The organism is Streptomyces sp. NPDC056835, assembly GCF_042789485.1.
Classification (GTDB): domain Bacteria; phylum Actinomycetota; class Actinomycetes; order Streptomycetales; family Streptomycetaceae; genus Streptomyces.
The window spans coordinates 163,616-188,049 of sequence record NZ_JBHUBB010000002.1; the positions used below are offsets into that span (position 1 = coordinate 163,616).

16 protein-coding genes are annotated in these 24,434 nt (G+C 70.5%); 3 read left to right on the forward strand and 13 right to left on the reverse strand.

The window, feature by feature from the left end; genetic code table 11:
• Positions 1-172: 172 nt before the first annotated feature.
• The 6 genes from ACFRMN_RS03190 to ACFRMN_RS03215 all read right to left on the reverse strand — a co-directional run bounded on the left by ACFRMN_RS03190 (position 173) and on the right by ACFRMN_RS03215 (position 13,504).
• Positions 173-1,810, reverse strand: coding sequence for a succinic semialdehyde dehydrogenase (locus tag ACFRMN_RS03190; protein ID WP_383012453.1), 1,638 nt, complete (start codon positions 1,808-1,810; stop codon positions 173-175).
• A gap of 201 nt (positions 1,811-2,011) precedes the next feature.
• Positions 2,012-3,736, reverse strand: a complete 1,725-nt coding sequence (locus ACFRMN_RS03195) for a protein kinase (RefSeq protein ID WP_383012456.1) — start codon at positions 3,734-3,736, stop codon at positions 2,012-2,014.
• A gap of 39 nt (positions 3,737-3,775) precedes the next feature.
• The gene (locus tag ACFRMN_RS03200; RefSeq protein ID WP_383012459.1) at positions 3,776-5,674 is read right to left on the reverse strand and encodes a protein kinase; all 1,899 of its coding nucleotides are present in this window, start codon (positions 5,672-5,674) and stop codon (positions 3,776-3,778) included.
• Positions 5,675-5,804: 130 nt separating this feature from the next.
• Positions 5,805-9,107 (reverse strand): serine/threonine protein kinase, encoded by a 3,303-nt coding sequence (locus tag ACFRMN_RS03205; RefSeq protein WP_383012462.1) that lies wholly within the window; start codon positions 9,105-9,107, stop codon positions 5,805-5,807.
• Positions 9,108-9,438: 331 nt separating this feature from the next.
• Complete coding sequence (locus ACFRMN_RS03210; RefSeq protein ID WP_383012465.1) at positions 9,439-11,373, reverse strand: protein kinase; 1,935 nt, start codon at positions 11,371-11,373, stop codon at positions 9,439-9,441.
• Between the two features lie 424 nt (positions 11,374-11,797).
• Positions 11,798-13,504 carry a glycerol-3-phosphate dehydrogenase/oxidase gene (locus ACFRMN_RS03215; protein ID WP_365908069.1) on the reverse strand — a complete coding sequence of 569 codons (1,707 nt, stop codon included), beginning with the start codon at positions 13,502-13,504 and terminating at the stop codon, positions 11,798-11,800.
• Between the two features lie 264 nt (positions 13,505-13,768).
• On the opposite strand from ACFRMN_RS03215, the gene ACFRMN_RS03220 reads away from it, so the two are divergent.
• Entirely contained in the window at positions 13,769-15,031 is a 1,263-nt protein-coding gene (locus ACFRMN_RS03220) for a nucleotide sugar dehydrogenase (RefSeq protein ID WP_383012468.1), read from the forward strand.
• A gap of 145 nt (positions 15,032-15,176) precedes the next feature.
• Here ACFRMN_RS03220 and ACFRMN_RS03225 read toward each other — a convergent pair whose 3' ends face one another.
• From ACFRMN_RS03225 to ACFRMN_RS03240, 4 genes are all read right to left on the reverse strand, one after another.
• Complete coding sequence (locus ACFRMN_RS03225) at positions 15,177-16,301, reverse strand: GuaB3 family IMP dehydrogenase-related protein (RefSeq protein ID WP_030351489.1); 1,125 nt, start codon at positions 16,299-16,301, stop codon at positions 15,177-15,179.
• Between the two features lie 99 nt (positions 16,302-16,400).
• On the reverse strand, positions 16,401-17,903 hold the full coding sequence (guaB, locus tag ACFRMN_RS03230; RefSeq protein ID WP_383012471.1) for an IMP dehydrogenase: 1,503 nt from the start codon (positions 17,901-17,903) through the stop codon (positions 16,401-16,403).
• Positions 17,904-18,103: 200 nt separating this feature from the next.
• On the reverse strand, positions 18,104-18,679 hold the full coding sequence (locus ACFRMN_RS03235; RefSeq protein WP_383012474.1) for a sigma-70 family RNA polymerase sigma factor: 576 nt from the start codon (positions 18,677-18,679) through the stop codon (positions 18,104-18,106).
• 263 nt (positions 18,680-18,942) lie between these two features.
• Positions 18,943-19,554, reverse strand: coding sequence for a response regulator transcription factor (locus ACFRMN_RS03240; protein ID WP_003948568.1), 612 nt, complete (start codon positions 19,552-19,554; stop codon positions 18,943-18,945).
• A 424-nt stretch (positions 19,555-19,978) separates the two neighbouring features.
• Here ACFRMN_RS03240 and ACFRMN_RS03245 point away from each other — a divergent pair, with 424 nt between their 5' ends.
• Entirely contained in the window at positions 19,979-20,344 is a 366-nt protein-coding gene (locus ACFRMN_RS03245) for a WhiB family transcriptional regulator (protein WP_383012477.1), read from the forward strand.
• Between the two features lie 81 nt (positions 20,345-20,425).
• On the opposite strand, the gene ACFRMN_RS03250 is transcribed toward ACFRMN_RS03245, so the two are convergent.
• Complete coding sequence (locus tag ACFRMN_RS03250) at positions 20,426-21,316, reverse strand: LysR family transcriptional regulator (RefSeq protein WP_383012480.1); 891 nt, start codon at positions 21,314-21,316, stop codon at positions 20,426-20,428.
• 151 nt (positions 21,317-21,467) lie between these two features.
• Between ACFRMN_RS03250 and ACFRMN_RS03255 the strand changes: the two genes are divergently transcribed.
• Positions 21,468-22,241: an SDR family NAD(P)-dependent oxidoreductase gene (locus ACFRMN_RS03255; RefSeq protein ID WP_383012483.1), complete on the forward strand. Its 774-nt coding sequence runs from the start codon at positions 21,468-21,470 to the stop codon at positions 22,239-22,241.
• A 111-nt stretch (positions 22,242-22,352) separates the two neighbouring features.
• Here the strand turns inward: ACFRMN_RS03255 and groL are convergent, their stop codons facing one another.
• Positions 22,353-23,978, reverse strand: coding sequence for a chaperonin GroEL (groL, locus tag ACFRMN_RS03260; RefSeq protein ID WP_383012486.1), 1,626 nt, complete (start codon positions 23,976-23,978; stop codon positions 22,353-22,355).
• A 92-nt stretch (positions 23,979-24,070) separates the two neighbouring features.
• Positions 24,071-24,379 carry a co-chaperone GroES gene (groES, locus tag ACFRMN_RS03265; protein WP_023539274.1) on the reverse strand — a complete coding sequence of 103 codons (309 nt, stop codon included), beginning with the start codon at positions 24,377-24,379 and terminating at the stop codon, positions 24,071-24,073.
• Positions 24,380-24,434 lie beyond the last annotated feature (55 nt).

Genomic DNA, 24,434 nt, shown 5'->3' on the forward strand with positions numbered 1-24,434 from the left:
GGCGTCGTCATACGCGGCAGCGTCGTACGCGGCATCGTCATGCGCGGCAGCGTCGTATCCGTCGTCGCGGACCGATCGCGGGTGTCGTGACTCGCCTTGGCTCTCGTTCTGCTTCCGGGCATGGCTGTCCTGTGCCACTGGCTCTCCTCATTGAGAACTTCCGTGTGCTGAACTACCGCAGCCCGAGCGCCTTCATGACCCGCAGACTGCGGCTCATGAGAGCCGCGTACCTCTCGTCGTCCATCCCGAAGGACGGCCCCATGGGCAGGATCCGCTGCTGCGCGACCGTCTGGGCCTCGGTGAACTTGAGGATCCCCTCGGCGCCGTGCCGCCGGCCGAGACCGGAGTCCTTCATGCCGCCCATCGGCGACCGCACGCTGCCGTACGCCGGCGCGTATCCCTCGTTGATGTTGACCGTGCCGGTACGCAGCCGGGCCGCGACCGCGTGGCCGCGCCGGGAGTCCTTCGTCCACACGCTCGCGTTGAGGCCGTACGGCGTGGCGTTGGCGAGGCCGATCACCTCGTCCTCGTCGCTGAACCGGTAGACGGAGACGACGGGGCCGAACGTCTCCTCCGCGCACACCGCCATCGGCGCCTCGACCCCGTCCAGGATGGTCGGCTCGTAGAAGAGCGGCCCGATGTCGGGCCGCGCGACCCCGCCCGCGACGACCGTGGCGCCCTTGGCCACGGCCTCCTCGACATGGCGGGTGACGGTCTCCAGCTGGCGTTCTCCCACCAGCGAGCCCATGTCGGCGCCGTACGCGAGGGAGTTGCCGAGCCGCATGGCCTTCGTACGGGCGGCGAACCGCTCCAGGAACACGTCGGCGACCGAGTCATGGACGTACAGCCGCTCGATGGAGATGCAGAGCTGTCCGGCGGACGAGAAGCAGGCGCGCACCGCGCCCGCCGCCGCCTTCTCCACATCGGCGTCCGCGAGGACCAGCATGGCGTTCTTGCCGCCGAGTTCGAGCGAGACGCCGACGAGCCGGTCGGCGGCTCCCCTGGCGACCTCACGGCCGGTACGGGTCGAGCCGGTGAAGGAGACGTAGTCGGCGTGCCTGACGACCTCCGGGCCGATGACCGGGCCCTCGCCGAGGACGACCAGGAACACCTCGGGCGGCAGCCCGGCCTCGATCAGCAGATCACGGGCCCACAGCGCGGTGAGCGCGGTCTCGGTGTCGGGCTTCATCACGACGGCGTTGCCCGCCACGAACGCGGGCAGCGCGTCGCCCGCGGACAGCTCCAGGGGGTAGTTCCACGGCGCGATCTGGCCGATGACACCGCGCGGCTGACGCAGCTCGGTGACCTTCGTCAGGGTCGGTACGACACCGGTGTGGCGCTTCGGGCGCAGATACGACGCCGCGGCGCGCCCGTAGTGCCGGGCTTCGACGGCCAGCCCCTGGACCTCTTCGTGCGCGTGCAGCCTGGCCTTGCCGGTCTCCAGCTGGATCAGGTCGAGCACTTCGGCCTGGCGTTCCAGCAGGAGATCGTGGAAGCGGAGCAGTACCGCGGCCCGCTGCCGGACGGGCAGCGCCGCCCAGTGGGGCTGGGCCGCGCGGGCGCGCTCGTAGGCCGTCGCCACGTCCTCGGGCGTGGACTCGGGCAGCTCCGCCAGCCGGTCCCCGGTGAAGGGGGTGTGGTTGGCGGTACGCCCGGAGCCGACGACACCACGTATGAGCCGGGCGACCACCTCGGGGGTGACCACATCGGCCGCGGTGCGCGCTCCGGCCGGGGCGGTGGCCACCGGGTTGGTGCCGAGGGAGCCGGAGGGGGCGGCGGAGGGGGCGGTGGGTGCCTGCGAGTCCGTCATGGGCCGAGGGTATGCCGCATCCGAGGCTTTGGATACCCGGCGGTAACACCTTTTCGCGGAGCGCTCACATCACGCCAGTGATCGCTGGCAAATAACCCCTGATCAGCGACTACAGCGAGTTCAGGGGCCTCGGTCGACGCGCCGCGGCCCACGACTCGACGCGGCCCATGTTGCCTGCGTTGCCCATGCTGCCCTCGTTGCCTACGGCTCCTCGACAACGAGCTGATCTACGACGTTCGCGAACAGCTCCTCGCCGTCCCGCACGGCCGCGCCCTGCGCGGGCATGGCCACCCTCAGCCGCAGATAGGCGTCGTCCTTGCCGGGGATGACGAGTTCGTGCCAGCGGTAGCGGATGGGAAAGTCGTCCGAATCGCTGTAGGCGGTGAAGTCCACGACCATCTCGAAGCCGGGCTTGCCCTGGTGCTCGACATCCTTGCTGGTGACCTTGGCGTCCTTGATCTCCGTACCGTTCTCACCACCGCGCTCGTAGTGCGTCTTCCAGACGTCCGCCTTCGGTTCCAGAAGATCGTTGTCCGGCAGCTTCTGGTTCCGCTCGATGAAGATGCCGAAGACCCCGCTCGGGTCGTTGTACGTGACGCCGGTGTCATCGGTCGTCTGCTCGCGCCGGTAGTCGCCGGGGACCCCGACCTTCGCGCGAAGAATCTCGTTCTCCGGACGGACCCCCCAGCCCTCCGGGAGCTCGCCGCCGCCGAAGGGGTTGGCGAGGATCAGTACGAGGGCGGCGGCCACGGCCAGCACACCCGCGCCCAGGCCGTACCGCGCCGGACGGCTCCTGCGGAGCACCGGCGGTACCCAGCCGCCGAGGCCCGTGGAAGCCGGCTCGGGGCCGGTTCCGGAGTACGGCCGGGCAGCGGCCGGGGGGCGTGCCTCCGACTCCAGGACCGCCCGGATCTCCGCCGCGTCCGGCCGCGCCGCCGGATCCTTGCGCAGCAGCCCCATCACGAGCGTGCCGAACGCACCCGCGCCGCGCGCGGGCATCTGCGGCTCCGCCGACAGCACGGCCTGGAGCGTGGCGGGGACGTTGGAGCGGCGGTACGGCGACATGCCCTCGACCGCCGCGTACAGCACCACACCGAGCGACCACAGGTCCGACTCCGGCCCCGGCTGCCGGCCGAGCACCCGCTCGGGCGCGATGAACTCGGGCGAGCCGACGAACGCGCCGGTCTCGGTCAGCCCCTGCTCCCCCTCGACCTGGGCGATCCCGAAGTCGCTGAGGACGACCCGGTCGCCGCGCCCGAGGAGCACATTGTCCGGCTTGACGTCACGGTGCAGTACGCCCTTCTCATGGGCCGCCGTGAGCGCGTCCAGTACGGCGAGTCCGACCCGGGCCGCCTCGCGCGGGTCGAGCGTGCCCTCCTGGAGCCGGTCGGCGAGCGACTGACCGCGCACCAGCTCCATCACGATCCACGGCTTGGCGTCCTCGATCACCACATCGTGCATGGTGACGACGGCGGGGTGCTCGATCTTGGCGGCGGCGCGGGCCTCTCGCCGCATCCGCAGATACACACGGTCCCGGTCGCGCTCGCCCACGTTGTCCGGGACGCGCGGCTCCTTGATCGCCACCTCGCGGTCCACGACCTCGTCGTGTGCCAGCCAGACCGTGCCCATCCCGCCGTGTCCGAGCCGGGAGACCAGCCGGTAGCGGCCACCGAGCAGGCGTCTGGCGGCCGGATCGGCCGAGTGGGCGGGGGGCGACGCGGGGGGCGACGCGGCTTGTGTGGGCTGCGTGGCTTGCATGGGCTGCGTGGCCTGCGTGGGCTGCGTGGGCTGCGTGGCTTGCGAGGCTTGCGTGGGCAGATATCCGGCCTGGCCCGGCTCGGCGGCCTGTGGTGGCACCTGCGGCGCGTCCGGTGGCCTGAGTTCGTAACTCGTCGGCTCGTTCACTCGTCCCCCGTCGTCGGTCATGTACGTGTCCTCACGAAATTCGGCCGGTCGTGCGGCGCTTCACCGGCCGGTATCGCTCGGTGGCGCCTGCCAGCTGCGCAGTACGGCGTCGAACTGCTTGCGCGTCGTGGCCCAGTCCTCCTCCGGACTGGCCATGTAGATCGCGTACTCCGTACCGCTGTCGTCGGAGAAGTAGATCTGGTCGATCGCGTGCCGCTTGCCGGGCTGCCCGGTCTTCTCGGTCCAGGTGAACTCCCAGAGAGCGGACTTCGTCTGATCGCGGTAGGTGTTGGGGGCCAGTTCGAGCCTGACGTAGTCCGGGAACTTCTGGACCGTCTTCTCCAGGCTCAGCATGTGCATATACGGATTCTCGAAGTCGGGTGAGCTGAGGCTGATCCGTATGAGATGACGGCCGTTGTCCGGGGTGTAGTCGATCTGGTCGCCGTTCATCTGGCGTTCCCAGCCCTCGGGGACGTTGAGGCTGAAGCCCTCCTCGGCCTCGACACGGGTCCAGCCCTCGGGCACGGTCCCGCTGCCGGTGTCTCCCTCGCCCGCCGTATTGCCCACCGTGCCGTCGGCCGTGCCGTTGGATGTGGCACCGTCCGTCGTGCCGTCGCCCGTACCGTCGCCCGCCGTACTGCCCGCTGTCGGGCCGTCGTTCGCGGACCGGCCGCCCGCGTCATCGGCGGTGGCACCGTCGCCGGCGTACTTCAGCGCGGCGAAGCCGATGCCGCCGCCGAGGACCGCCGCGGCGACCACGGCCACCAGCGTCGTACGCCAACGGCGCCGGCGGCCGGGACCCGAGGGCGCGGCCTGCTGCGCGGGAACGGTCAGGGAGCCCGAAGCGGGGCCGGTGGCGGTGGGTGCGGGACGGGATGCGGGGCCGGATACGGGCAGGGAGCCGGATACGGGCACGGAGCCGGATACGGGCACGGAGCCGGATACGGGGCCTGATGCGGGCGCGGCCCCGAATGCGGCAGGCGTGAAGGGCTGCCCGGCGGGCGGCAGCCGCGAGGTACCGGACTGCCGCTCTCCGTAAGGCAGCTGACGCGTCGGCGCGTGCTCTTCCTCCCCGGCGGCCGTCAGGCCCTCCGCCACGTCACGCAGCATGCGCTCGGTCCGCTCCGCGCCGGGCCGTCCGTCCGGGTCCTTGCGCAGCAGCGCGGCGATGACGGGCGCGAGCGGGCCCGCGTGGTCGGGGTGGTCGGGCTCGTCCGTCACCACGGCCTGCATGGTGGTCAGCGGTGAACTCCGGCGGAACGGCGAGACCCCCTGCACCGCCGTGTAGAGAGTCACCCCGAGCGACCAGAGATCGGAGGCGGGGCCGGGATCGCCGCCTCGTACCCGCTCGGGCGCCAGATAGTCGATGGAGCCGACGAGTTCACCGGTCCTGGTGATGGTCGAGTCGCCCTCTATCGCCGCGATCCCGAAGTCGGTGAGCAGCACCCGGCCGTCGCGCGCGAGCAGGACATTGCCGGGCTTCACATCGCGGTGCAGTACTCCGGCCGCGTGCGCAGCGCGCAGCGCGTCGAGGACCGCGAGACCGATCCTGGCCGCCTCGCGGTAGTCGATCGCGCCGGACTCCTTCGCGGCGTCGGCGAGGGAGGGGCCGTCGACGTACTGCATGACGATCCACGGCCGGCCGTCGTGCTCCAGCACATCGTGGACGGTGACGACACCCGGGTGGCTGATCCGGGCGGCGGCCCGAGCCTCCTTCTGGGTCCGCTGGTGCAGTACGGCCCGGTCGGCCTCGGAGACATAGCGCCCCGCGGTCAACTCCTTGATGGCGACGACCCGGTGGAGCACTTCGTCATGCGCCCGCCACACCTTGCCCATGCCGCCGCGGCCGATGGACTCGGCCAGTCGGTAACGCCCCGCGAGCAGCGGCCCCGCACCCGCCGCGTCGCCCCTGCCCGAGCCCGAGCCCGCGCTCGTTCCCGTGCCTTGTATGTGCTCCACGCTCCAGCCCCGATCCTTGGGGTCACAGATTACGGAGGGGACATACGGACACGGAACCTCGGGTCGGTCACGGAAACCGCACTGTGATGCGTAACCGGCGTTAAAGGGGGCACAAGTTGGGACTCTTGCCTCAGCGGGTGATCCGGTAGGCGCCGGACGCCTGCTGGTAGATCTCGTCGACCTTGTCCCGCTGGCCGTCCGGGCCGATGACCTGGATGACGTGGTACCGGCCGTCGACGATCATCGCGAGGTTCCTCACGAACACCGAGCGCCCGCTGCTGTCCTGCCAGGTGTACTGCCCCTCCGCCATGGCCTGCCGGCCCACATCGATCCGGCGTACGCCGGAGGCGCTGGACCAGGACGAGTCACGGAACGGCTGGAGCTCCCGCTCCTTGTCGCGCTGGTAGGCGATCGGGTCGCCGCCGTTCTCCGCCACGCTGTCCCGGCCCGGCACAACGATCAGTGTGAAGTCGCCCCCGACATAGCGGACTTGCCCGCTGTCGTTGATGGGGCGCCGCTGCCAGCTCTTGTCGACCCCGATCCGGAAGCCCTCGGGGTCCGTACGCAGGACATAGCCGTCGGCCAGATCGGCGTCGGACCCCGAGGTCTGGGGCGCGGAGGCATTGGGCGGGGTCGAACCGGAAGTGTCCGGAGCCGGTGATTCCGGCGCGGCGGACGAGCTGGGACCCACCTCACCGACGCTCTGGCCCTGCTGCCGCGTATCCGCCTTGGGCAGGAACATCACGGCGTAGACGATGGCCCCCACGAGCAGCAGCAGGATCAGGATGAGCAGGTTCCGGCCGAGGGAACGGGGGCCGCGGCCAGGACCCTTCTCAGCCCTGTCGAACCTGTCCGAGCTCTCGAACCGGTCGGCTCTGTCGGCTCTATCCGCCCTGTCAGATCTGTCAGACCTGTCAGCCCTTTCCGCCCGGCCGAACCGCTCCGGGCCGGCCGCCCGCTCGGGCCCGTCCAGCAGCCTGTCCAGTCGTTCCGTACGCTCGGCGGGCGCGTCGGCCCCGAGCGCGTGACCGTGCTCGTACTCGTGCCCGTGCTCCTGCTCGTACTGCCGTCGCTCGTCGAGGCCGGCCCGGCCGCCCTTCTCCTTGCGCTCCTTGCCCTTCTTGTGGCGGTGGCGTCCGCCCAGGTCACGGCCACGCCCACGGCGCCTGCGCACCAGCTCGCCCCGGCGGCGCACGATCGGCAGCCGGGTCTCGTCCGCCGGCAGCGGTACGACATCGAGACCGGCCTCCGGCTCGGGCGCGGACCGTACGAGCGAGCGCAGCCAGCCGCGCAGCTCCTCGAAGTCCGGCCGCTCGGTGGGGTCCTGACGCAGCAGCGACTCCACCACGGGCCGCAGGGGTCCGCACTCCTCGGCGAAGGCGGGCGGTTCGGCGCAGACCAGCTGCACCAGTTCGATGGCGCTCTCTTCGGGGTACGGGGCATGGCCCTGCACCGCGCGGTACAGCAGCGCGCCGAGGGCCCACAGGTCGGTGGCGGGCCCGATGGGCGGTGCCAGCTGCCAGTTCTCGTGGACAGGACCGGCCTGTTCGGGCGCCCAGCGCTCGGTGACGGCGCCGACGACCGCGATACGGGCCTGCCGGGCACGCTCGGCGGCGAGCGGGGTGGCGGGGCCGCGGTACGCGGGCACAGCACCGCTCGCGACTATCTCGTCCCAGCGCCCGGCGCCCGCGCCCTGCCCGGTGACCGCGGGCAGTTGCGCGGACTGCCGCTGCGAGTCGGCGCGGAAGGCGTCACGCGCCCCGCCGGCCTGCCAGTTGCCGCTTCCTCCGCCGCTGCCGCTGCCGGGTCCGGAGTAGGGGGTGTCGCCGCCACGGGCCACGACAGCACCGGACCCGGAACCGGAGCCGGAGCCGGATCCGCCGGGTGGCAGCGCGGGAATGCCGGCCGTACCACCTGCGGACGTACCACCGGCGGTCGTACCGTCGCCGCTCGCGCCGGAGCCGCCCCCGAAGGGGCCCGCCGAGTCCGGGCCGTACGGGCTGCCGCCCGCCGGTACGGAGCCCGAGGCGTCGTTCCAGGGCGCCGGGCCGTCACGCCAGATACCGGCCAGCTGGGCGCGGTAGGGGGTGGGCGGGTCGTCGTCCTCGTCGATGTCCGCGTCGGCGTCCGTGTCCGCGAAGGTGCGTGGGCGCGCCCACCAGTCCGGATCGAGACTCGCGCCCTGCGGACCGGCGCCGGTGCCACCGCCGGTGTCGCTGCCGCTTCGGGGCGGCTCCTGCGCACCCGAACCGGTGGTCGCGCCCCCCGCGCCGCCCGTACCCGCCGTACCCGCCGTACCCGCCGTACCCGCCGTACCGCCCGAGGCTCCCGGGACAGCCGGGACGCCCGTACTGCTCGTCCCGCTCGTACCGGAGCCCTGGTCCTCAGTGACGCGCGCGGCGGCGCGCGCTCCCGCGCGGTACGCGGCGATGGCTCCGGCGCGCGCGGCGCGGATATCGCCCGAAGCGCTCCCGCCCGGCAGCGCCGGCTGACCGCCGTACGGCGCCGGGATGCCGGGGGTGCCGTGATGCGGACGCGGCATGGCGCCGGACGTACCGGACGAGGTGCCGTCGTCGTACGGACTCTCCGCGCCGCGGCCCGTCCCCAGCGCGGCCCGGCCCGGCGCGCCGGGCACCCCCGCCGTCGGCCCGGGGTCGTACGGCAGGGATGCCGTCCGGGAGCCGGACAGCCCTTCCGTCGGCGCGTACTGTCCGGGCGGTCCGAGCCGTTCATAGGGGCCCTGCTGCTCCTGCGCCCCCAGCTCCTCCCGCGGCGCGTGAGGGTCATGGAGTCCCTGTGGCTCCCGCGGTGCCTGGTGGTCCTGCTCCTCGAACCGGTCCGGCGGCTCGGGCACCGGCGCGTATCCGCACAGCGCCTCCTCCGCCGCGCCGGCGGCGAGCCCGGTCAGCACCACGCGCCCGTCGTCGCAGACGAGCACCGTACGGACGGTGATGTTCCGGTGCGTCCAGCCGTGCGCGTGCACCACCCGCACCGCGGTGAGCACATCGGAGGCGATCTCGGCGGCCCGGAAGGGGTTAAGCGGCCGTTCGGCGAGCAGCGCGGCGAGCGGTCTGGCCGCGACCAGTTCACTCACTATCCACAGCGAACCGGCCTCCGCGAACACGTCGAAGACCTGGTCGAGCCGGGGGTGATCGGGGATCTGGGCGGCGCTCTGCGCGGCTTCGATGGCCCGCCGCACCGCCGGATCCGTATGTCTGCGTGCCGAACGCCCCGAGGTCCGGCGCGGCGCCGCGGCGCCGTCCGCGTCCACCACCTCCGCGTCCACGACCTCCGGCAACGGCACCTGCCTGACGAGGACTTCCTGCCCGCTGTACGTATCGAAGGCGCGGGTCTCGACAAGTTCGTACTCATCGGAGGGTGGCAACGGCAGGCGATAGCGGTCGGCAAGCACCCGTCCCGCGTAGTCGTCCACAACGCCTCCCCACCACACGACGTCTCCCGGTCCCGGAGACCCGCGAAACCGCCAATTCCGGTCGTTTACCGGCTCATTGTGGATGCGTACGGTTCGCGAGCTCTCACGATACGTGGCCGCGGGCCAACATGCCGCCGGGTCGCGGCAACCCGCTGCGTAACGTTCAGTTCTCCTACGCCGAACTACCCACCACAGCCGCCGGAACTCATCGCTCCGCTCACTTGCTCATCGGTATTTCAGGCGGCCGGTTCAGACGGTCGCTCAGCCCGGCACTCAGACGCTGCCCAGGCCGCCGCTCAGGCCGTCGCTCAGCCCGTCACTCAGACACTGCTCAGGCCGTCGGCTCAAATGTCTCGAACGCCGTCTTGCGCAGCGTCTCGCACTCCGTGTCGCTCCACTCGCTCGCCTCACAGCTGACCATGATCGAGTAGCCGCGCTTGGCGTCGATCTTGAAGCCCCGGTTGAGGACCCTGATCCGCTCGCCCCTCTGGTCGCGCTCGAACTCCCAGTCGGCGACGGTCTGGTAGCCGTTGTAGTCGACCTTCTTGATGCCGCGCAGCTTGTAGTTGTCGCTGCTGCCCCTGACCGCCGACTGGAGCCCCCGCCAGGCGGCCACCGCGTCATCGGTCGGACTGTCGTTGAAGTCGACCTGGACCCTGGGGAATTCGCCGTCCTCGCTGTATATGCCACCGGAGTTGGTGCCGGCTATGCCTGTTCTCTGGAACCCCTCGGGCATCGCCATCGTGAAGTGGAACCGGTCGTCGGTGACCTTGGCATAGCCGTCGGGCAGCGTGGCCCCCTTCCCGCCGCCTTCCTTCCCGTTCCCGTCGCCCGAGTCGCCCGACGAATCGGAACCGGAACCGGAATCGTCGGCCCCCTGCCCGTTCGTCGTGGCGGTGTCCCCCTTGCCGTCCCCCGCCGCGCTCGCGCCCGGCGCCGGGCTCTGCCCCTTGCCGTCGCCCGACGCGTCCTCACCGGCGGTGGCCCCGGCCGAGGCGGTCGAGGGGTCCTTTCCCTGGTTGCTCCCTGACGAGTCGTCGGAGTTCCCGTTCAGCGCGATGATCAGGACGGTGGAGATGAGCGCGAGCGCGGCGACGACCGCGATGATCACCAGCGTGCGCCGGGGCACCACATCGGAGAGCGACGCGCGCGGCGGCGCGGGCCGCTGCGGAACGGCGGGCTCCGGGGCCGGCCGGGTCGCGGACTCGCCGACCGCCGCGTTCCGTACGGAGCGCAGCGCGCCGCGCACCCGGTCCGCGCCCGTGTCCCCGGCGGAACCCCGCGACGGCTGTGCGGCCGGGGCCTCGCCGGGCAGCGGCGGAAGCGGCACGACGCGGGTGGCGTCCGCCTCCGGCTCCGGAGCGCGCCGGGGCTGCTCGGGCGCGTCGATGATGTCCTGGAGGAGCGCCCGCGCGCCCGCGTCGTCGAGCCGCTGCTCGGGGTCCTTGGCGAGCAGCCCGTAGATGACCTCTTCGAGCGGGCCCGCGTTCTTGGGCGGGTCGAGCGGTTCGGTCATCACGGCGGTGAGCGTGGCGATGGCGGAGCCCTTGTCGTACGGAGGGCAGCCCTCCACCGACGCGTACAGCAGACCACCGAGCGACCAGAGGTCGGCCGCGGGTCCGGGCTTGTGGCCGCGGGCGCGCTCCGGCGAGATGTACGAGGGGGCGCCGACGAGCATGCCCGTCGAGGTGACCGACGGGTCGCCCTCGACCTGCGCGATACCGAAGTCGGTGAGGACCACGCGCCCGTCCTCGGCGATGAGCACATTCGACGGTTTCACATCGCGGTGCAGGATGCCCTCGCGGTGTGCGGAGCGCAGCACGTCGAGGATCGCGAGCCCGACCTCGGCGGCCCGCCTGGGCGTCAGCAGCCCGTCCTCCCTGACGGCTTCGGCGAGCGACTTGCCCTCGACCAGCTCCATGACGATCCAGGGCCGGTCGTCCTCGTCCACGACGTCGTAGACCGTCACCGCGCCGCTGTTGCGGATCCGCGCGATCGCCTTGGCCTCGCGCAGCGTGCGTGTGATCAGCCGGCGCTTCTCGTCCTCGTCGATGCTGGAGGGAAAGCGCAGCTCCTTCACCGCGACCGTACGGCCGAGCGTTTCATCGAGCGCCCGCCAGACCGTGCCCATGCCACCGCGCCCCAGCACCCCGCCGAGCCGGTACCTGCCCGCGAGCAGGCGCCCTTCCGGAGTGCCGTCGGCGCTCTTCCTCGCGTCCTGCTGGGGCTCCTGCGCCGTGTCCCGCGACTGCTCCGACTGCGACATGCGTCCCCTCTGCGATCCCTGATCCTGGCCCGCGACTCCACCCGCCCGCGCGGTGCCGTAACGCGCCCTGGCAGAGGCTTCATTGTCCCTCACTCCGGGACCGTCACCGCTCCCGGGTCCGGCGTCCGTCAGGATGGTGCCGGAGTGGGGGACCCCCACCATGCCACTGGCCCTGGCCCGGTGGACCACACCGCCACCCACGACCACACGAGCCGCCGCCTTGACGCCCCCCGGCTCGTATCCGTACTCCCCTACGGATTACGTCCTGCCCGGCCTCGTCGTCAAGAAGGTGACGGCCCGTTCGTACGCCGCCGAGGTCAAGTCCCGCATCATCGTCCCCCTCGGTCTCACCGGCACCTTCTTCCTCGATCGAACGGATCCTGCTGGAAGGGTAGTTACGCCGTTCCGGATATTCCGGGCCATGTCAGATCGGCACGATGTCCGGCGCACCGAGCCGCGCCGCGTCCGCCGTCTGGTCGTCCGGCTGCCGCTGCGACTCCCGCTCCGCCTCCACCCGCTTCTCGTAGTGCTCCACCTCCCGCTCGATCCGGTCCTTGTCCCAGCCGAGCACCGGCGCCATCAGCTCCGCGCACTCCCGCGCGCTGCGGGTGCCCCGGTCGAACGTCTCGATCGAGATCCGGGTACGCCGGGTCAGTACGTCGTCGAGATGGCGTGCCCCTTCGTGCGAGGCCGCGTAGACGATCTCGGCGCGCAGATAGTCGTCGGCGGCGGCCAGCGGCTCACCGAGACCCGGGTCCGCGGCGATCAGTTCGAGCAGTTCCTCGACCAGCGTCCCGTACCTGTTCAGCAGATGCTCCACGCGGGCGACATGGATGCCGGTCCGCGCGGCCATCCTCGCCCGCGCGTTCCACAGCGCGTGATACCCCTCGGCGCCGAGCAGCGGCACATCCTCGGTGACGCACTCCGCCACCCGCTGGTCGAGGCCGTGCACCGCCTCGTCCACCGCGTCCTTGGCCATCACCCGGTACGTCGTGTACTTGCCGCCGGCGACGACGACCATGCCGGGCACCGGATGCGCGACGGTGTGCTCGCGCGACAGCTTGCTGGTGGCGTCGGACTCCCCCGCGAGCAGCGGACGCAGTCCCGCGTACACCCCCTGTACGTCGTCCCTGGTCAGCGGCGTGTGCAGCACCGAGTTCACATGTTCGAGCAGATAGTCGATATCGGCGCTGGAGGCCGCCGGATGGGCCTTGTCCAGATCCCAGTCGGTGTCGGTGGTGCCCACGATCCAGTGCCGGCCCCAGGGGATGACGAACAGCACCGATTTCTCGGTCCGCAGGATCAGCCCCGTCGTCGAGTGGATCCGGTCCTTCGGCACGACCAGATGGATGCCCTTGGAGGCCCGGACATGGAACTGCCCGCGCTCGGCGATCAGCGCCTGGGTGTCATCCGTCCAGACACCGGTGGCGTTGACGACCTGCTTGGCCCGGATCTCGTACTCCCCGCCGGCCTCCACGTCCCGCACCCGCGCCCCGACGACCCGCTCGCCCTCCCTCAGGAAGCCGATGACCCGCGCCCGGCTGGCGACATGCGCGCCATAGGTCGCGGCCGTACGCACCAGCGTCGCCACATAGCGCGCGTCGTCCATCTGCGCGTCATAGTACTGCAACGCCCCCACCAGCGCGTCCTTCTTGAGGCAGGGCGCCACCCGCAGCGCGTGGCGCCGGGAGAGATGGCGGTGGACCGGCAGCCCGCGTCCGTGCCCCGACGATACGGACATGGCGTCGTACAGCGCGACGCCCGAGCCGGCGTAAAGCCGCTCCCAGCCCTTGTGCCGCAGCGGGTAGAGGAACGGCACCGGCTTCACCAGATGAGGAGCCAGCTTCTCCAGCAGCAGTCCGCGTTCCTTGAGCGCTTCACGTACGAGCGCGAAATCGAGCATCTCCAGATAGCGCAAGCCGCCGTGGATCAGCTTGCTCGACCGGCTGGAGGTGCCTGACGCCCAGTCGCGCGCCTCCACGAGGCCGGTCGCCAGCCCTCGGGTCACGGCATCGAGGGCGGTCCCCGCTCCGACCACACCCGCGCCCACGACCAGCACGTCCAGTTCACGCTCGGCCATCGCCGCGAGCGCCTGGCCGCGCTCCGCAGGTCCCAGTGTCGCTGTTCTCACCGCTGCCTCCCGTCGTCCCCCGTGTGGTCGGGCTCACACCATCGATTCTGTCCGCACTCCACGACTTCAGCCACCGCCTGTGGATAACACCGGTCACACAGCCGTCGACGATTGATGTGATCCCTCTCGCGAAACGGACTTCCCCGGCCGCGCAATACCGCATAACGGTCATATTTACGCCTAGTCTGACATTGCGCATGCCCATTCTGTCCACAGGGCTTGCGCTCTCTGTCCACTCCGGCTAAGGGAAGGGCGGTCATCGCCGTGCCCGCAGATCTCGCCGTCATCGGACTCGGCCATCTCGGCCTGCCCCTCGCCCAAGCCGCCGTGGCCGCCGGTATCGACACCATCGGCTACGACACCGACCCGCGGCCCGTCGCGGAGCTGGCCGCCGGCCACTCCCCGGTCGACGGCCCGCTCACCGCCTCGGACGTACGCCGGATGCTCTCGGGGGGCTTCCGGCCGACCACCAACCCCACCGATCTCGGCCGGGTCCGTACGGCCGTCATCTGCGCGCCGGCCCCGCTCGGCGCCGACCGCATCCCCGATCTGACCGCGATCGGCGACGCGGCCCGCGCGCTGGCCGCGCGGCTGCGCCCGCACACCACCGTGCTGCTGGAATCACCCGCCGCGCCCGGCACCACCGAGGGCTTCCTCCGCACCGTCCTGGAAGAGGGCTCAGGACTGCGCGCCGGGCGCGACTTCCATCTCGCGTACTCCCCCGGCCGGCTCGACCCCGGCAACCGCACCCACGGCTTCGCCAACACCCCCAAGGTGATCGGTGGTCTCACCCCCGCCTGCACCGAATCGGCGGCGGCCTTCTACAGCCGTCTCACCGACAAGGTCGTCCGGGCGCGCGGCCCGCGCGAGGCCGAGACGGTCAAACTCCTCGAAACGAACTTCCGGCACGTCAACATCGCCCTGGCCAACGAGATGGCCGTGCTCTGCCACGACCTCGGCGTCGACCTCTGGGACGTCATCCGCTGCGCCGAGACCAAGCCCTTCGGCTTCCAGGCCTTCCGGCCGGGACCCGGGGTCGGCGGCCACGGCGTACCGATGGACCCCAGCTATCTGCCGCACGCGGGCCGCACCCCGGGCCATCCGCTGCGGATGGTCGGCCTCGCCCAGGAGATCAACTCCCGGATGCCGCAGTACGTCATCCAGCGCAGCGCCACCCTCCTCAACGAGCACGGCAAGTCCGCGCGCGGCGCCCGCGTACTGCTCCTCGGTGTCACCTACAAGCCCGACCTCGCCGACCAGGAGAGCTCACCGGCCACCGAGATCGCCTGCCGGCTGATGGATCTGGGCGCCACTGTCAGCTACCACGATCCCTACGTCCCGGACTGGCGCGTACGCCAACTCCCCGTGCCGCGCGCGGACTCGCTCTACGAGGCCGCCGCCAACGCGGATCTGACGGTGCTGCTCCAGCACCACCGCACGTACGACCTGCAAGGTCTCGCGGTCAAGGCGCAGTTGCTGCTGGACACCAGGGGCGCGAGCCCGGCGGGCGCCGCGTACCGCCTCTGAGTCCGGGGCCCCTCACAAGGGCCATGACAAGAAACACGGCAAGAAACACGGCAAGAGACACGACAAGAGACAGCGAGACACGGCGAGATGCCCCGGACCGCGCGACGCGGCCCGGGGCATTCCGGTTCGATGAGCCCGACGATCCTCAGCGGCGGTGCTGCGAATCCGCCACCGTCACCTCGACGCGCTGGAACTCCTTCAGCTCGCTGTAGCCCGTCGTCGCCATGGCCCGCCTGAGCGCACCGAAGAAGTTCATCGACCCGTCCGGGATGTGCGAGGGGCCGGTAAGGACCTCCTCCGTCGTCCCGACGATGCCCAGATCCACCAGCTTGCCGCGCGGCACGTCCTCGTGGACCGCCTCCATGCCCCAGTGGCGTCCCTTGCCCGGCGCGTCCGTCGCCCGCGCCAGCGGCGAGCCGATCATCACCGAGTCCGCGCCGCACGCGATCGCCTTGGGCAGATCGCCCGACCAGCCGACCCCGCCGTCCGCGATGACATGCACATACCGGCCACCGGACTCGTCCATGTAGTCCCGGCGGGCCGCGGCCACATCCGCGACGGCGGTCGCCATCGGGACCTGGATGCCCAGCACATTGCGGGTGGTGTGCGCGGCGCCGCCGCCGAAGCCGACGAGCACGCCCGCCGCGCCCGTACGCATCAGGTGCAGGGCAGCGGTGTACGTGGCGCAGCCGCCGACGATGACCGGCACGTCCAGCTCGTAGATGAACTGCTTCAGGTTCAGCGGCTCCGCGGCCCCCGAGACATGCTCGGCGGAGACGGTCGTACCGCGGATGACGAAGATGTCGACCCCGGCGTCCACCACGGCCTTGGAGAACTGCGCGGTGCGCTGCGGCGAGAGCGCGGCCGCCGTGACCACGCCCGAGTCCCGCACCTCCTTGATGCGCTGCCCGATCAGCTCTTCCTTGATCGGCTCGGCGTAGATCTCCTGGAGCCTGCGATTGGCGGTGGCCTCCTCAAGACCGGCGATCTCGTCGAGCAGCGGCTCCGGGTCCTCGTACCGGGTCCACAGGCCCTCCAGGTTGAGCACCCCCAGACCGCCCATCTCGCCGATCCGGATCGCGGTCCGCGGGGAGACGACGGAGTCCATGGGAGCGGCCAGGAAGGGCAGCTCGAACCGGTAGGCGTCGATCTGCCAGGCGATCGAGACCTCCTTCGGGTCCCGGGTGCGCCGGCTCGGGACGACGGCGATGTCGTCGAAGGCGTACGCCCTGCGGCCGCGCTTGCCGCGCCCGATCTCGATCTCAGTCACGATGTGTGGCCTTTCCCTCTACGTCTGCCCGTCCAGTATCCCCGACGCGCCAGTGAGGGGCGGCCCGGAATCCGGGCCGCCCCTCACGGAACCACGCGCTCAGTTAGCGGTGTAGTTCGGTGCCTCGACCGTCATCTGGATGTCGTGCGGGTGGCTCTCCTTGAGGCCGGCCGACGTGATCCGTACGAAGCGGCCCTTGCGCTCCATCTCGTCGATGGAGGCGGCGCCCACGTACCCCATGGTCTGGCGCAGCCCGCCGACCAGCTGGTGCAGTACGGCGGCGAGCGGACCGCGGAAGGGGACCTGGCCCTCGATGCCCTCGGGCACCAGCTTGTCGTCCGAGGACACCTCGGCCTGGAAGTAGCGGTCCTTGGAGAACGAACGCCCCTGGCCGCGCGACTGCATCGCGCCGAGCGACCCCATGCCGCGGTACGACTTGAACTGCTTGCCGTTGATGAACTGGAGCTCGCCCGGCGACTCCTCGCAGCCCGCGAGCAGGCTGCCCAGCATGACCGTGCTGGCTCCGGCGGCGAGCGCCTTGCCGATGTCGCCGGAGTACTGGAGGCCGCCGTCGCCGATGACCGGGATACCGGCGGCCTGACAGGCCACCGCCGCCTCATAGATCGCCGTGACCTGCGGAACCCCGATACCGGCGACCACGCGGGTGGTGCAGATCGAGCCGGGTCCGACACCGACCTTGACGCCGTCCACACCCGCGTCGATCAGCGCCTGGGCGCCCTCGCGGGTGGCGACATTGCCGCCGATGATGTCGATCCCGACACTCGACTTGATCTTGGACATCCAGCTGAGCGCGTTGCTGTTGTGGCCGTGCGAGGTGTCCACGACCAGGAAGTCCACGCCCGCCGCGACCAGGGCCTGGGCACGCTCCAGCGCCTCCGGGCTGGCCCCCACGGCGGCACCGACCAGCAGCCGGCCCTCCGCGTCCTTGGCCGCCTGGGGGTACTTCTCCGCCTTGACGAAGTCCTTGACCGTGATCAGGCCCTTGAGGATGCCCGCGTCATCGACCAGCGGCAGCTTCTCGATCTTGTGACGGCGCAGCAGCCCCATGGCGTCCACGCCGGAGATGCCGACCTTGCCGGTGACCAGCGGCATCGGGGTCATGACCTCGCGCACCTGGCGCGTACGGTCCGCCTCGAAGGCCATGTCACGGTTGGTGACGATGCCGAGCAGCTTGCCCGCGCGGTCGGTGACCGGGACACCGCTGATCCGGAACTTGGCGCAGAGCTGGTCGGCCTCGGCGAGCGTCGCGTCGGGGTGCACCGTGATCGGGTCGGTGACCATGCCGGACTCGGAGCGCTTCACCAGATCGACCTGGTTGGCCTGGTCGGCGATGGAGAGATTGCGGTGCAGCACACCGACGCCGCCCTGCCGCGCCATGGCGATCGCCATCCGGGCCTCGGTGACCTTGTCCATCGCCGCGGACAGCAGCGGGATGTTCACCTTGACGTTCCGCGAGACCAGTGAGGCGGTGTCCACCTGGTTGGGCAGCACTTCCGAGGCCCCTGGAAGCAGCAGCACGTCGTCGTATGTCAGCCCGAGCGTCGCGAATTTCTCGGGCACTCCGTCGACGTTTGCAGTCATGACACCTTCCCCAAATGGCCTTGATCGGTGCGGATGTCCATGCTAACGGGCTTCGCGGGCCGCTCATTCCACGATCGAGATCACCGATCGGCTTCGTATGTTCATACGTTCGCGCACCTCCGAACGCCGCTCGCGGGGGCCGCGGGGGCGGGGAAGCGCTGTACGACCGTCCGTTCAGGAGCCCGGACGACCGCTCCGGTTCACTGCTCGGCCAGGGCCCGCAGCCTGCTGAGCGCGCGGTGCTGGGCGACCCGTACGGCGCCCGGCGACATCCCCAGCATCTGCCCGGTCTCCTCGGCGGTGAGCCCGACCGCGACCCGCAGCACCAGCAGTTCGCGCTGGTTCTCCGGCAGATTGGCGAGCAGTTTCTTGGCCCACTCCGCGTCACTGCTGAGCAGCGCGCGCTCCTCGGGCCCCAGGGAGTCGTCCGGCCGCTCGGGCATCTCGTCGGACGGCACGGCCGTGGATCCCGGGTGCCGCATGGCGGACCGCTGGAGATCGGCGACCTTGTGCCCGGCGATGGCGAAGACGAACGCCTCGAAGGGCCGGCCGGTGTCGCGGTAGCGCGGGAGCGCCATGAGGACGGCGACACAGACTTCCTGCGCCAGGTCCTCCACGAAGTGCCGCGCGTCACCGGGCAGCCGGTTCAGTCGCGTACGGCAGTAACGCAGCGCGAGCGGATGGACGCGGGCCAGCAGATCGTGCGTGGCCTGTTCGTCGCCGTCGACGGCACGGTGAACGAGCGCACCAATCACCGTGGTCTCGTCATCGCGCATCGGTCCATGGTGCCTTGGCGGCTGCTGATCGGTGGCACCGCGTCCATAGTTGTGCACCGAAGCGTTATGAGCGGGTGCGGCAGAACTCATTTCCTGCGCTCTCCCCTCGCGCTCGTCCGACTCGTCCCCGAGGAACTCCACATCTCAAGGATGCGGCATCGCGCGGGAAACGGGTGTGTACGAGCGTACGTTGCCCCGCCCACCGGGTTCTGCCGTGACAGACGCGGCAGAACCGGCGGCGGGCGGGGGGCGGCTACGGCGTGTCAGCGGACGAGGCCCCAGCGGAAGCCGAGCGCCACCGCGTGCGCGCGGTCCGAGGCGCCGAGCTTCTTGAAGAGCCGCCGGGCGTGCGTCTTGACCGTGTCCTCGGAGAGGAACAGCTCACGGCCGATCTCCGCGTTCGACCGGCCGTGGCTCATGCCTTCGAGCACCTGGATCTCGCGCGCGGTGAGCGTGGGCGCCGCGCCCATCTCGGCCGAGCGGAGCCGGCGCGGCGCGAGCCGCCAGGTCGGATCGGCGAGCGCCTGTGTGACGGTCGCGCGCAGTTCGGCACGCGAGGCGTCCTTGTGGAGATAGCCGCGGGCACCGGCGGCGACCGCGAGCGCGACCCCGTCCAGGTCCTCGGCGACCGTCAGCATGATGATCCGGGCGCCGGGGTCGGCCGAGAGCAGCCGGCGGACCGTCTCGACACCGCCCAGCCCCGGCATGCGTACATCCATCAGAATCAGGTCGGACCGGTCGGCGCCCCAGCGGCGGAGGACTTCCTCGCCGTTGGCCGCGGTCGTCACGCGCTCGACGCCGGGCACGGTCGCGACCGCGCGGCGAAGCGCCTCTCGGGCAAGCGGGGAGTCGTCGCAGACGAGGACGGATGTCATGACCGTCCTCCGCAGCTGATGCGCGTCACCTTGAGCCTCCAGGCTGGGTACATATCGTCACCTGTGCGATTGACGCTCTCGGACATGTGCCCGAGCGCTCGTTCTCTCAACCGCCTCGCACATTCAACGACGGTCACTCGAAAGAGTTACGGGTCGGACAGCCCTCTTCGGCACTCCCTGTGAGGGGTCGCACACGGAGCAGAGTGCCAGGGGTTGACCGGTACCCAATCGGAGGTATGCCCCATTTAGCGGCTTTTCTTCACTTTTACTGGTGTCTGTGGCTAGATTCGCAATGAGTCATATTTACATCTACTTACATAGTAGATGTACGGTCGTGAGCACCGGTGCGTGTACGCGCCGGGCTCGTACCCGGCGTCCAAGCGGCCCGTATCCGCCTCAGCACGGTTTCAAGGGGACATGAGCAATGGCAGATTTCTCCCGCCTTCCCGGACCGAACGCAGACCTGTGGGACTGGCAGCTCCTCGCGGCATGTCGGGGTGTCGACAGTTCGCTCTTCTTCCACCCGGAAGGGGAAAGAGGCGCGGCACGAAGCGCGCGTGAGAACTCGGCGAAAGAGGTGTGCATGAGGTGCCCCGTCCGCGCGGAGTGCGCGGCACACGCCCTGGCGGTGCGGGAGCCGTACGGCGTGTGGGGCGGACTGACCGAGGACGAACGCGAAGAGCTGATGGGGCGGGCGCGCACCCGGCTGATCACGGCGTCGACCTCGGGTCACGGCACCAGCCACGGTCACAGCCACAGCCACAGCCACGGAGGCCACGAGAACGACTAGTTCCGCCACCACATAAGCGAAGAAACGTTCCTGCAAGCAACGCCACACCGCACATCCCGCACCACGTCCGCGGCGCCCCCCTCAGCGAGCGCCGGCCAGGACCAGCTGATCCAGCGTCGCCGCCACGGCCGGGACCTGCGCGAGATCGGGCAGGGTCAGCGCGACGATCTCCCGGTGGACGGACGGCTCGACCGTGAGCGTACGGACCCCCTCGGTACGTACGGACTCCATCGCCAGCTCCGGCAGGACCGCCACCCCCAGCCCCGCCGCGACGAGGCCGATCACGGCCGGGTAGTCATCTGTCGCGAAGTCGATCCGGGGCGTGAATCCCACCGCCTCACAGGCGTCGACCAGTTGCGTACGGCAGCGAGGACAGCCCGCGATCCAGGATTCACCGGCCAGCTCGGCGATCGCGACCGTACCGGCGTCCGCGAGCCGGTGGCCCTCGGGGACCAGACCGACGAGCCGGTCCACGAGCAGCGGGCGTACGACGAGGTCGTCCCACTCGGCGCCGGAACCCCCGTACCGGAACGCCAGCGCCACATCGCACTCACCGTCCCGCAGCATCACCGCCGAACTCGGCGGCTCGGCCTCGACCAGCGAGACGCGGGTGCCCGGATGGGCCGCGCGCAGGGCGGCCAGAGCGGTCGGCACCAGCGTGGAACTGCCGCTGGGGAAGGACACCAGCCTGACCCGGCCTGCCCGCAGCCCGGCGATGGCCGCGATCTCCTCCTCCGCCGCGGTGAGTCCGGCGAGGATGCCCGTCGCGTGCCGTACCAGCGCCTCGCCGGCCTGCGTCAGCCGCATCTCGCGGCCGGTACGGACGATCAGTGGGGTGCCCGCGGACGATTCGAGCGCCTTCATCTGCTGGCTGACGGCCGGCTGCGTACAGCCCAGCTCGCGCGCCGCGGCGGAGAAGGAACCCGTGGCGGCCACGGTGCGCAGGACACGGAGATGACGGGCTTCGATCACCCTTCGATCATAAGTGAGTCTTTGGGGTACTGCTGAATAACGAGTGGATCGTTTGAGAGTGGATCGAGGAATGCGCCGTGCGGAACGCCGCGAAGTAACCCTTTCCCGGGCGTCGCCGGGTCCGCCCGCGCAGGCACTAACGTGCCTGCCTATGACGACTGCTTTGATTACCGGCGCGACGGCGGGGATCGGCGCCGCCTTCGCTCGGCGGCTGGCCTCGGACGGGCACAATCTCGTCCTGGTGGCCCGCGACACCGAGCGTTTGCGGGTCCAGGCCACCGAACTGCACGACCGGCACGGCATCGAGGCCGAGGTGCTGACCGCCGACCTCTCCACCGACGACGGGATCGCCTCGGTGGAGAAACGGCTCTCGGACCGGAAGCAGCCGGTCGATCTGCTGGTCAACAACGCGGGGTTCGGCAACAAGGGACGTTTCCTCGATGTCTCGATGGCCGACGAGCTGACGATGCTGAAGGTGCACTGCGAGGCGGTGCTGCGGCTGACCTCGGCGGCGGTCCCCGGGATGAGGGCGCGCGGCCGGGGCGGGGTCGTCAATGTGGCGTCGGTGGCGGCGTTCGTACCGCGCGGGACGTACGGCGCCTCGAAGGCCTGGGTCGTGCAGTTCACCCAGGGCGTGGCGCGGGATCTGGCCGGGACGGGCGTACGGCTGATGGCGCTGTGCCCCGGTTTCGTGCGGACCGAGTTCCATGAGCGGGCCGGGATGGGCACGGACAACATCCCGGGCTGGATGTGGCTGGACGCGGACAAGCTGGTGGCCGCCGCGCTGGTGGACCTGGCGCGCGGGAAGACCGTGTCCGTACCGGATCCGCGCTACAAGGCGCTGATGGGAGCGGTGAAGCTGGCTCCGCGCGGACTGCTCGGCGGGATCACCTCGAAGACGGGCCGCAAGTACGGCCCGCAGTAGGCGGCAGCGGGCGGTAGTTGGCGGTAGTTGGCGGTTACGCACGAGGCCCGGTACCCCCGCGGAGGGGTACCGGGCCTCGGTGCGTTCGTCCGGCCGGACGACCACTACACCTCAGTGGCTGTGGCCGTGGCCGCCGTGACCCGCGTCGGCCTCTTCCTCGGCCGGCTTCTCGACGACCAGGGTCTCGGTCGTGAGCAGCAGCGAGGCGATGGACGCGGCGTTCTCCAGGGCGGAGCGCGTGACCTTGACCGGGTCGATGACGCCGGCCTTCACCAGGTCGACGTACTCGCCGGTCGCGGCGTTGAAGCCGTGGCCCTTGTCCAGCTCCGACACCTTGGAGGTGATGACGTAGCCCTCAAGACCGGCGTTCTCGGCGATCCAGCGCAGCGGCTCGACGACGGCGCGGCGGACGACCGCGACACCGGTGGCCTCGTCGCCCTCCTTGCCGAGGTTGCCGTCGAGCACCTTGGCGGCGTGCACCAGAGCGGAGCCACCACCGGAGACGATGCCCTCCTCGACCGCGGCGCGGGTCGCGGAGATGGCGTCCTCCAGACGGTGCTTCTTCTCCTTCAGCTCCACCTCGGTGGCGGCGCCGACCTTGATCACGCACACGCCGCCGGCCAGCTTCGCGAGGCGCTCCTGGAGCTTCTCGCGGTCCCAGTCGGAGTCCGTGGACTCGATCTCGGCCTTGATCTGGTTGATCCGGCCCGCGACGTCGGTGGAGTTGCCGCCACCGTCGACGATGGTCGTGTCGTCCTTGGAGATGGTGACGCGGCGGGCGGAGCCCAGCACGTCCAGACCGGCCTGGTCGAGCTTGAGGCCGACCTCCTCGGCGATGACGGTCGCACCGGTGAGGGTGGCGATGTCGCCGAGCATGGCCTTGCGGCGGTCACCGAAGCCGGGGGCCTTCACCGCGACGGCGTTGAACGTGCCGCGGATCTTGTTGACGACGAGGGTGGAGAGCGCCTCGCCCTCGACATCCTCGGCGATGATCAGCAGCGGCTTGGAGCCACCCGCCTGGATGACCTTCTCCAGCAGCGGCAGCAGGTCCTGGATGCCGGCGATCTTGCCCTGGTGGATCAGGATGTACGGGTCGTCGAGGACGGCCTCCATACGCTCCTGGTCGGTCACCATGTACGGGGACAGGTAGCCCTTGTCGAAGGCCATGCCCTCGGTGAAGTCCAGCTCCAGACCGAAGGTGTTGGACTCCTCGACGGTGATGACACCGTCCTTGCCGACCTTGTCCATCGCCTCGGCGATCAGCTCGCCGACCTGCTCGTCCTGGGCGGAGAGCGCGGCGACGGCGGCGATGTCGGACTTGTCGTCGATCGGGCGGGCGGTCGCGAGGAGCTCGTCGGACACGGCCTTGACCGCGGCGTCGATGCCCTTCTTCAGGGCGGCCGGGGAAGCGCCGGCGGCGACGTTGCGCAGGCCCTCGCGGACCAGCGCCTGGGCCAGCACGGTGGCGGTGGTGGTGCCGTCACCCGCGATGTCGTTGGTCTTGGTCGCCACCTCCTTCACCAGCTGGGCGCCGAGGTTCTCGTACGGGTCCTCGATCTCGACCTCGCGGGCGATCGTGACACCGTCGTTGGTGATGGTGGGGGCGCCGAACTTCTTGTCGATGACGACGTTGCGGCCCTTGGGGCCGATCGTCACCTTCACCGTGTCGGCAAGCTTGTTGACGCCGCGCTCAAGGGCGCGACGGGCGTCCTCGTCGAACTTCAGGATCTTCGCCATGGGAGCTTCTCTGTCCTCTCAATGAACTGCGCCCCTGTCCGCCCGGCAATCGCAGGGGGGCCAGGGGCGCAGTCCAAAAGCAATTAGGTGAATTACTTCTCGATGATCGCGAGAACGTCGCGAGCCGAGAGGACGAGGTACTCCTCGCCGCTGTACTTCACTTCGGTGCCGCCGTACTTGCTGTACAGGACGACATCGCCGACGGAGACGTCGAGCGGAAGCCGCTCGCCGTTCTCGAATCGGCCCGGGCCCACGGCCAGGACGACGCCCTCCTGGGGCTTCTCCTTGGCGGTGTCCGGGATAACCAGGCCAGAGGCCGTGGTCTGCTCGGCGTCGAGCGGCTGGACCACAATGCGGTCCTCAAGCGGCTTGATGGCAACCTTGGTGCTGGCGGTCGTCACGATCCGACCTCCCCCTTCGGAGATCTCACGGGGTTAACTGTCTGAGGGTGGCGAC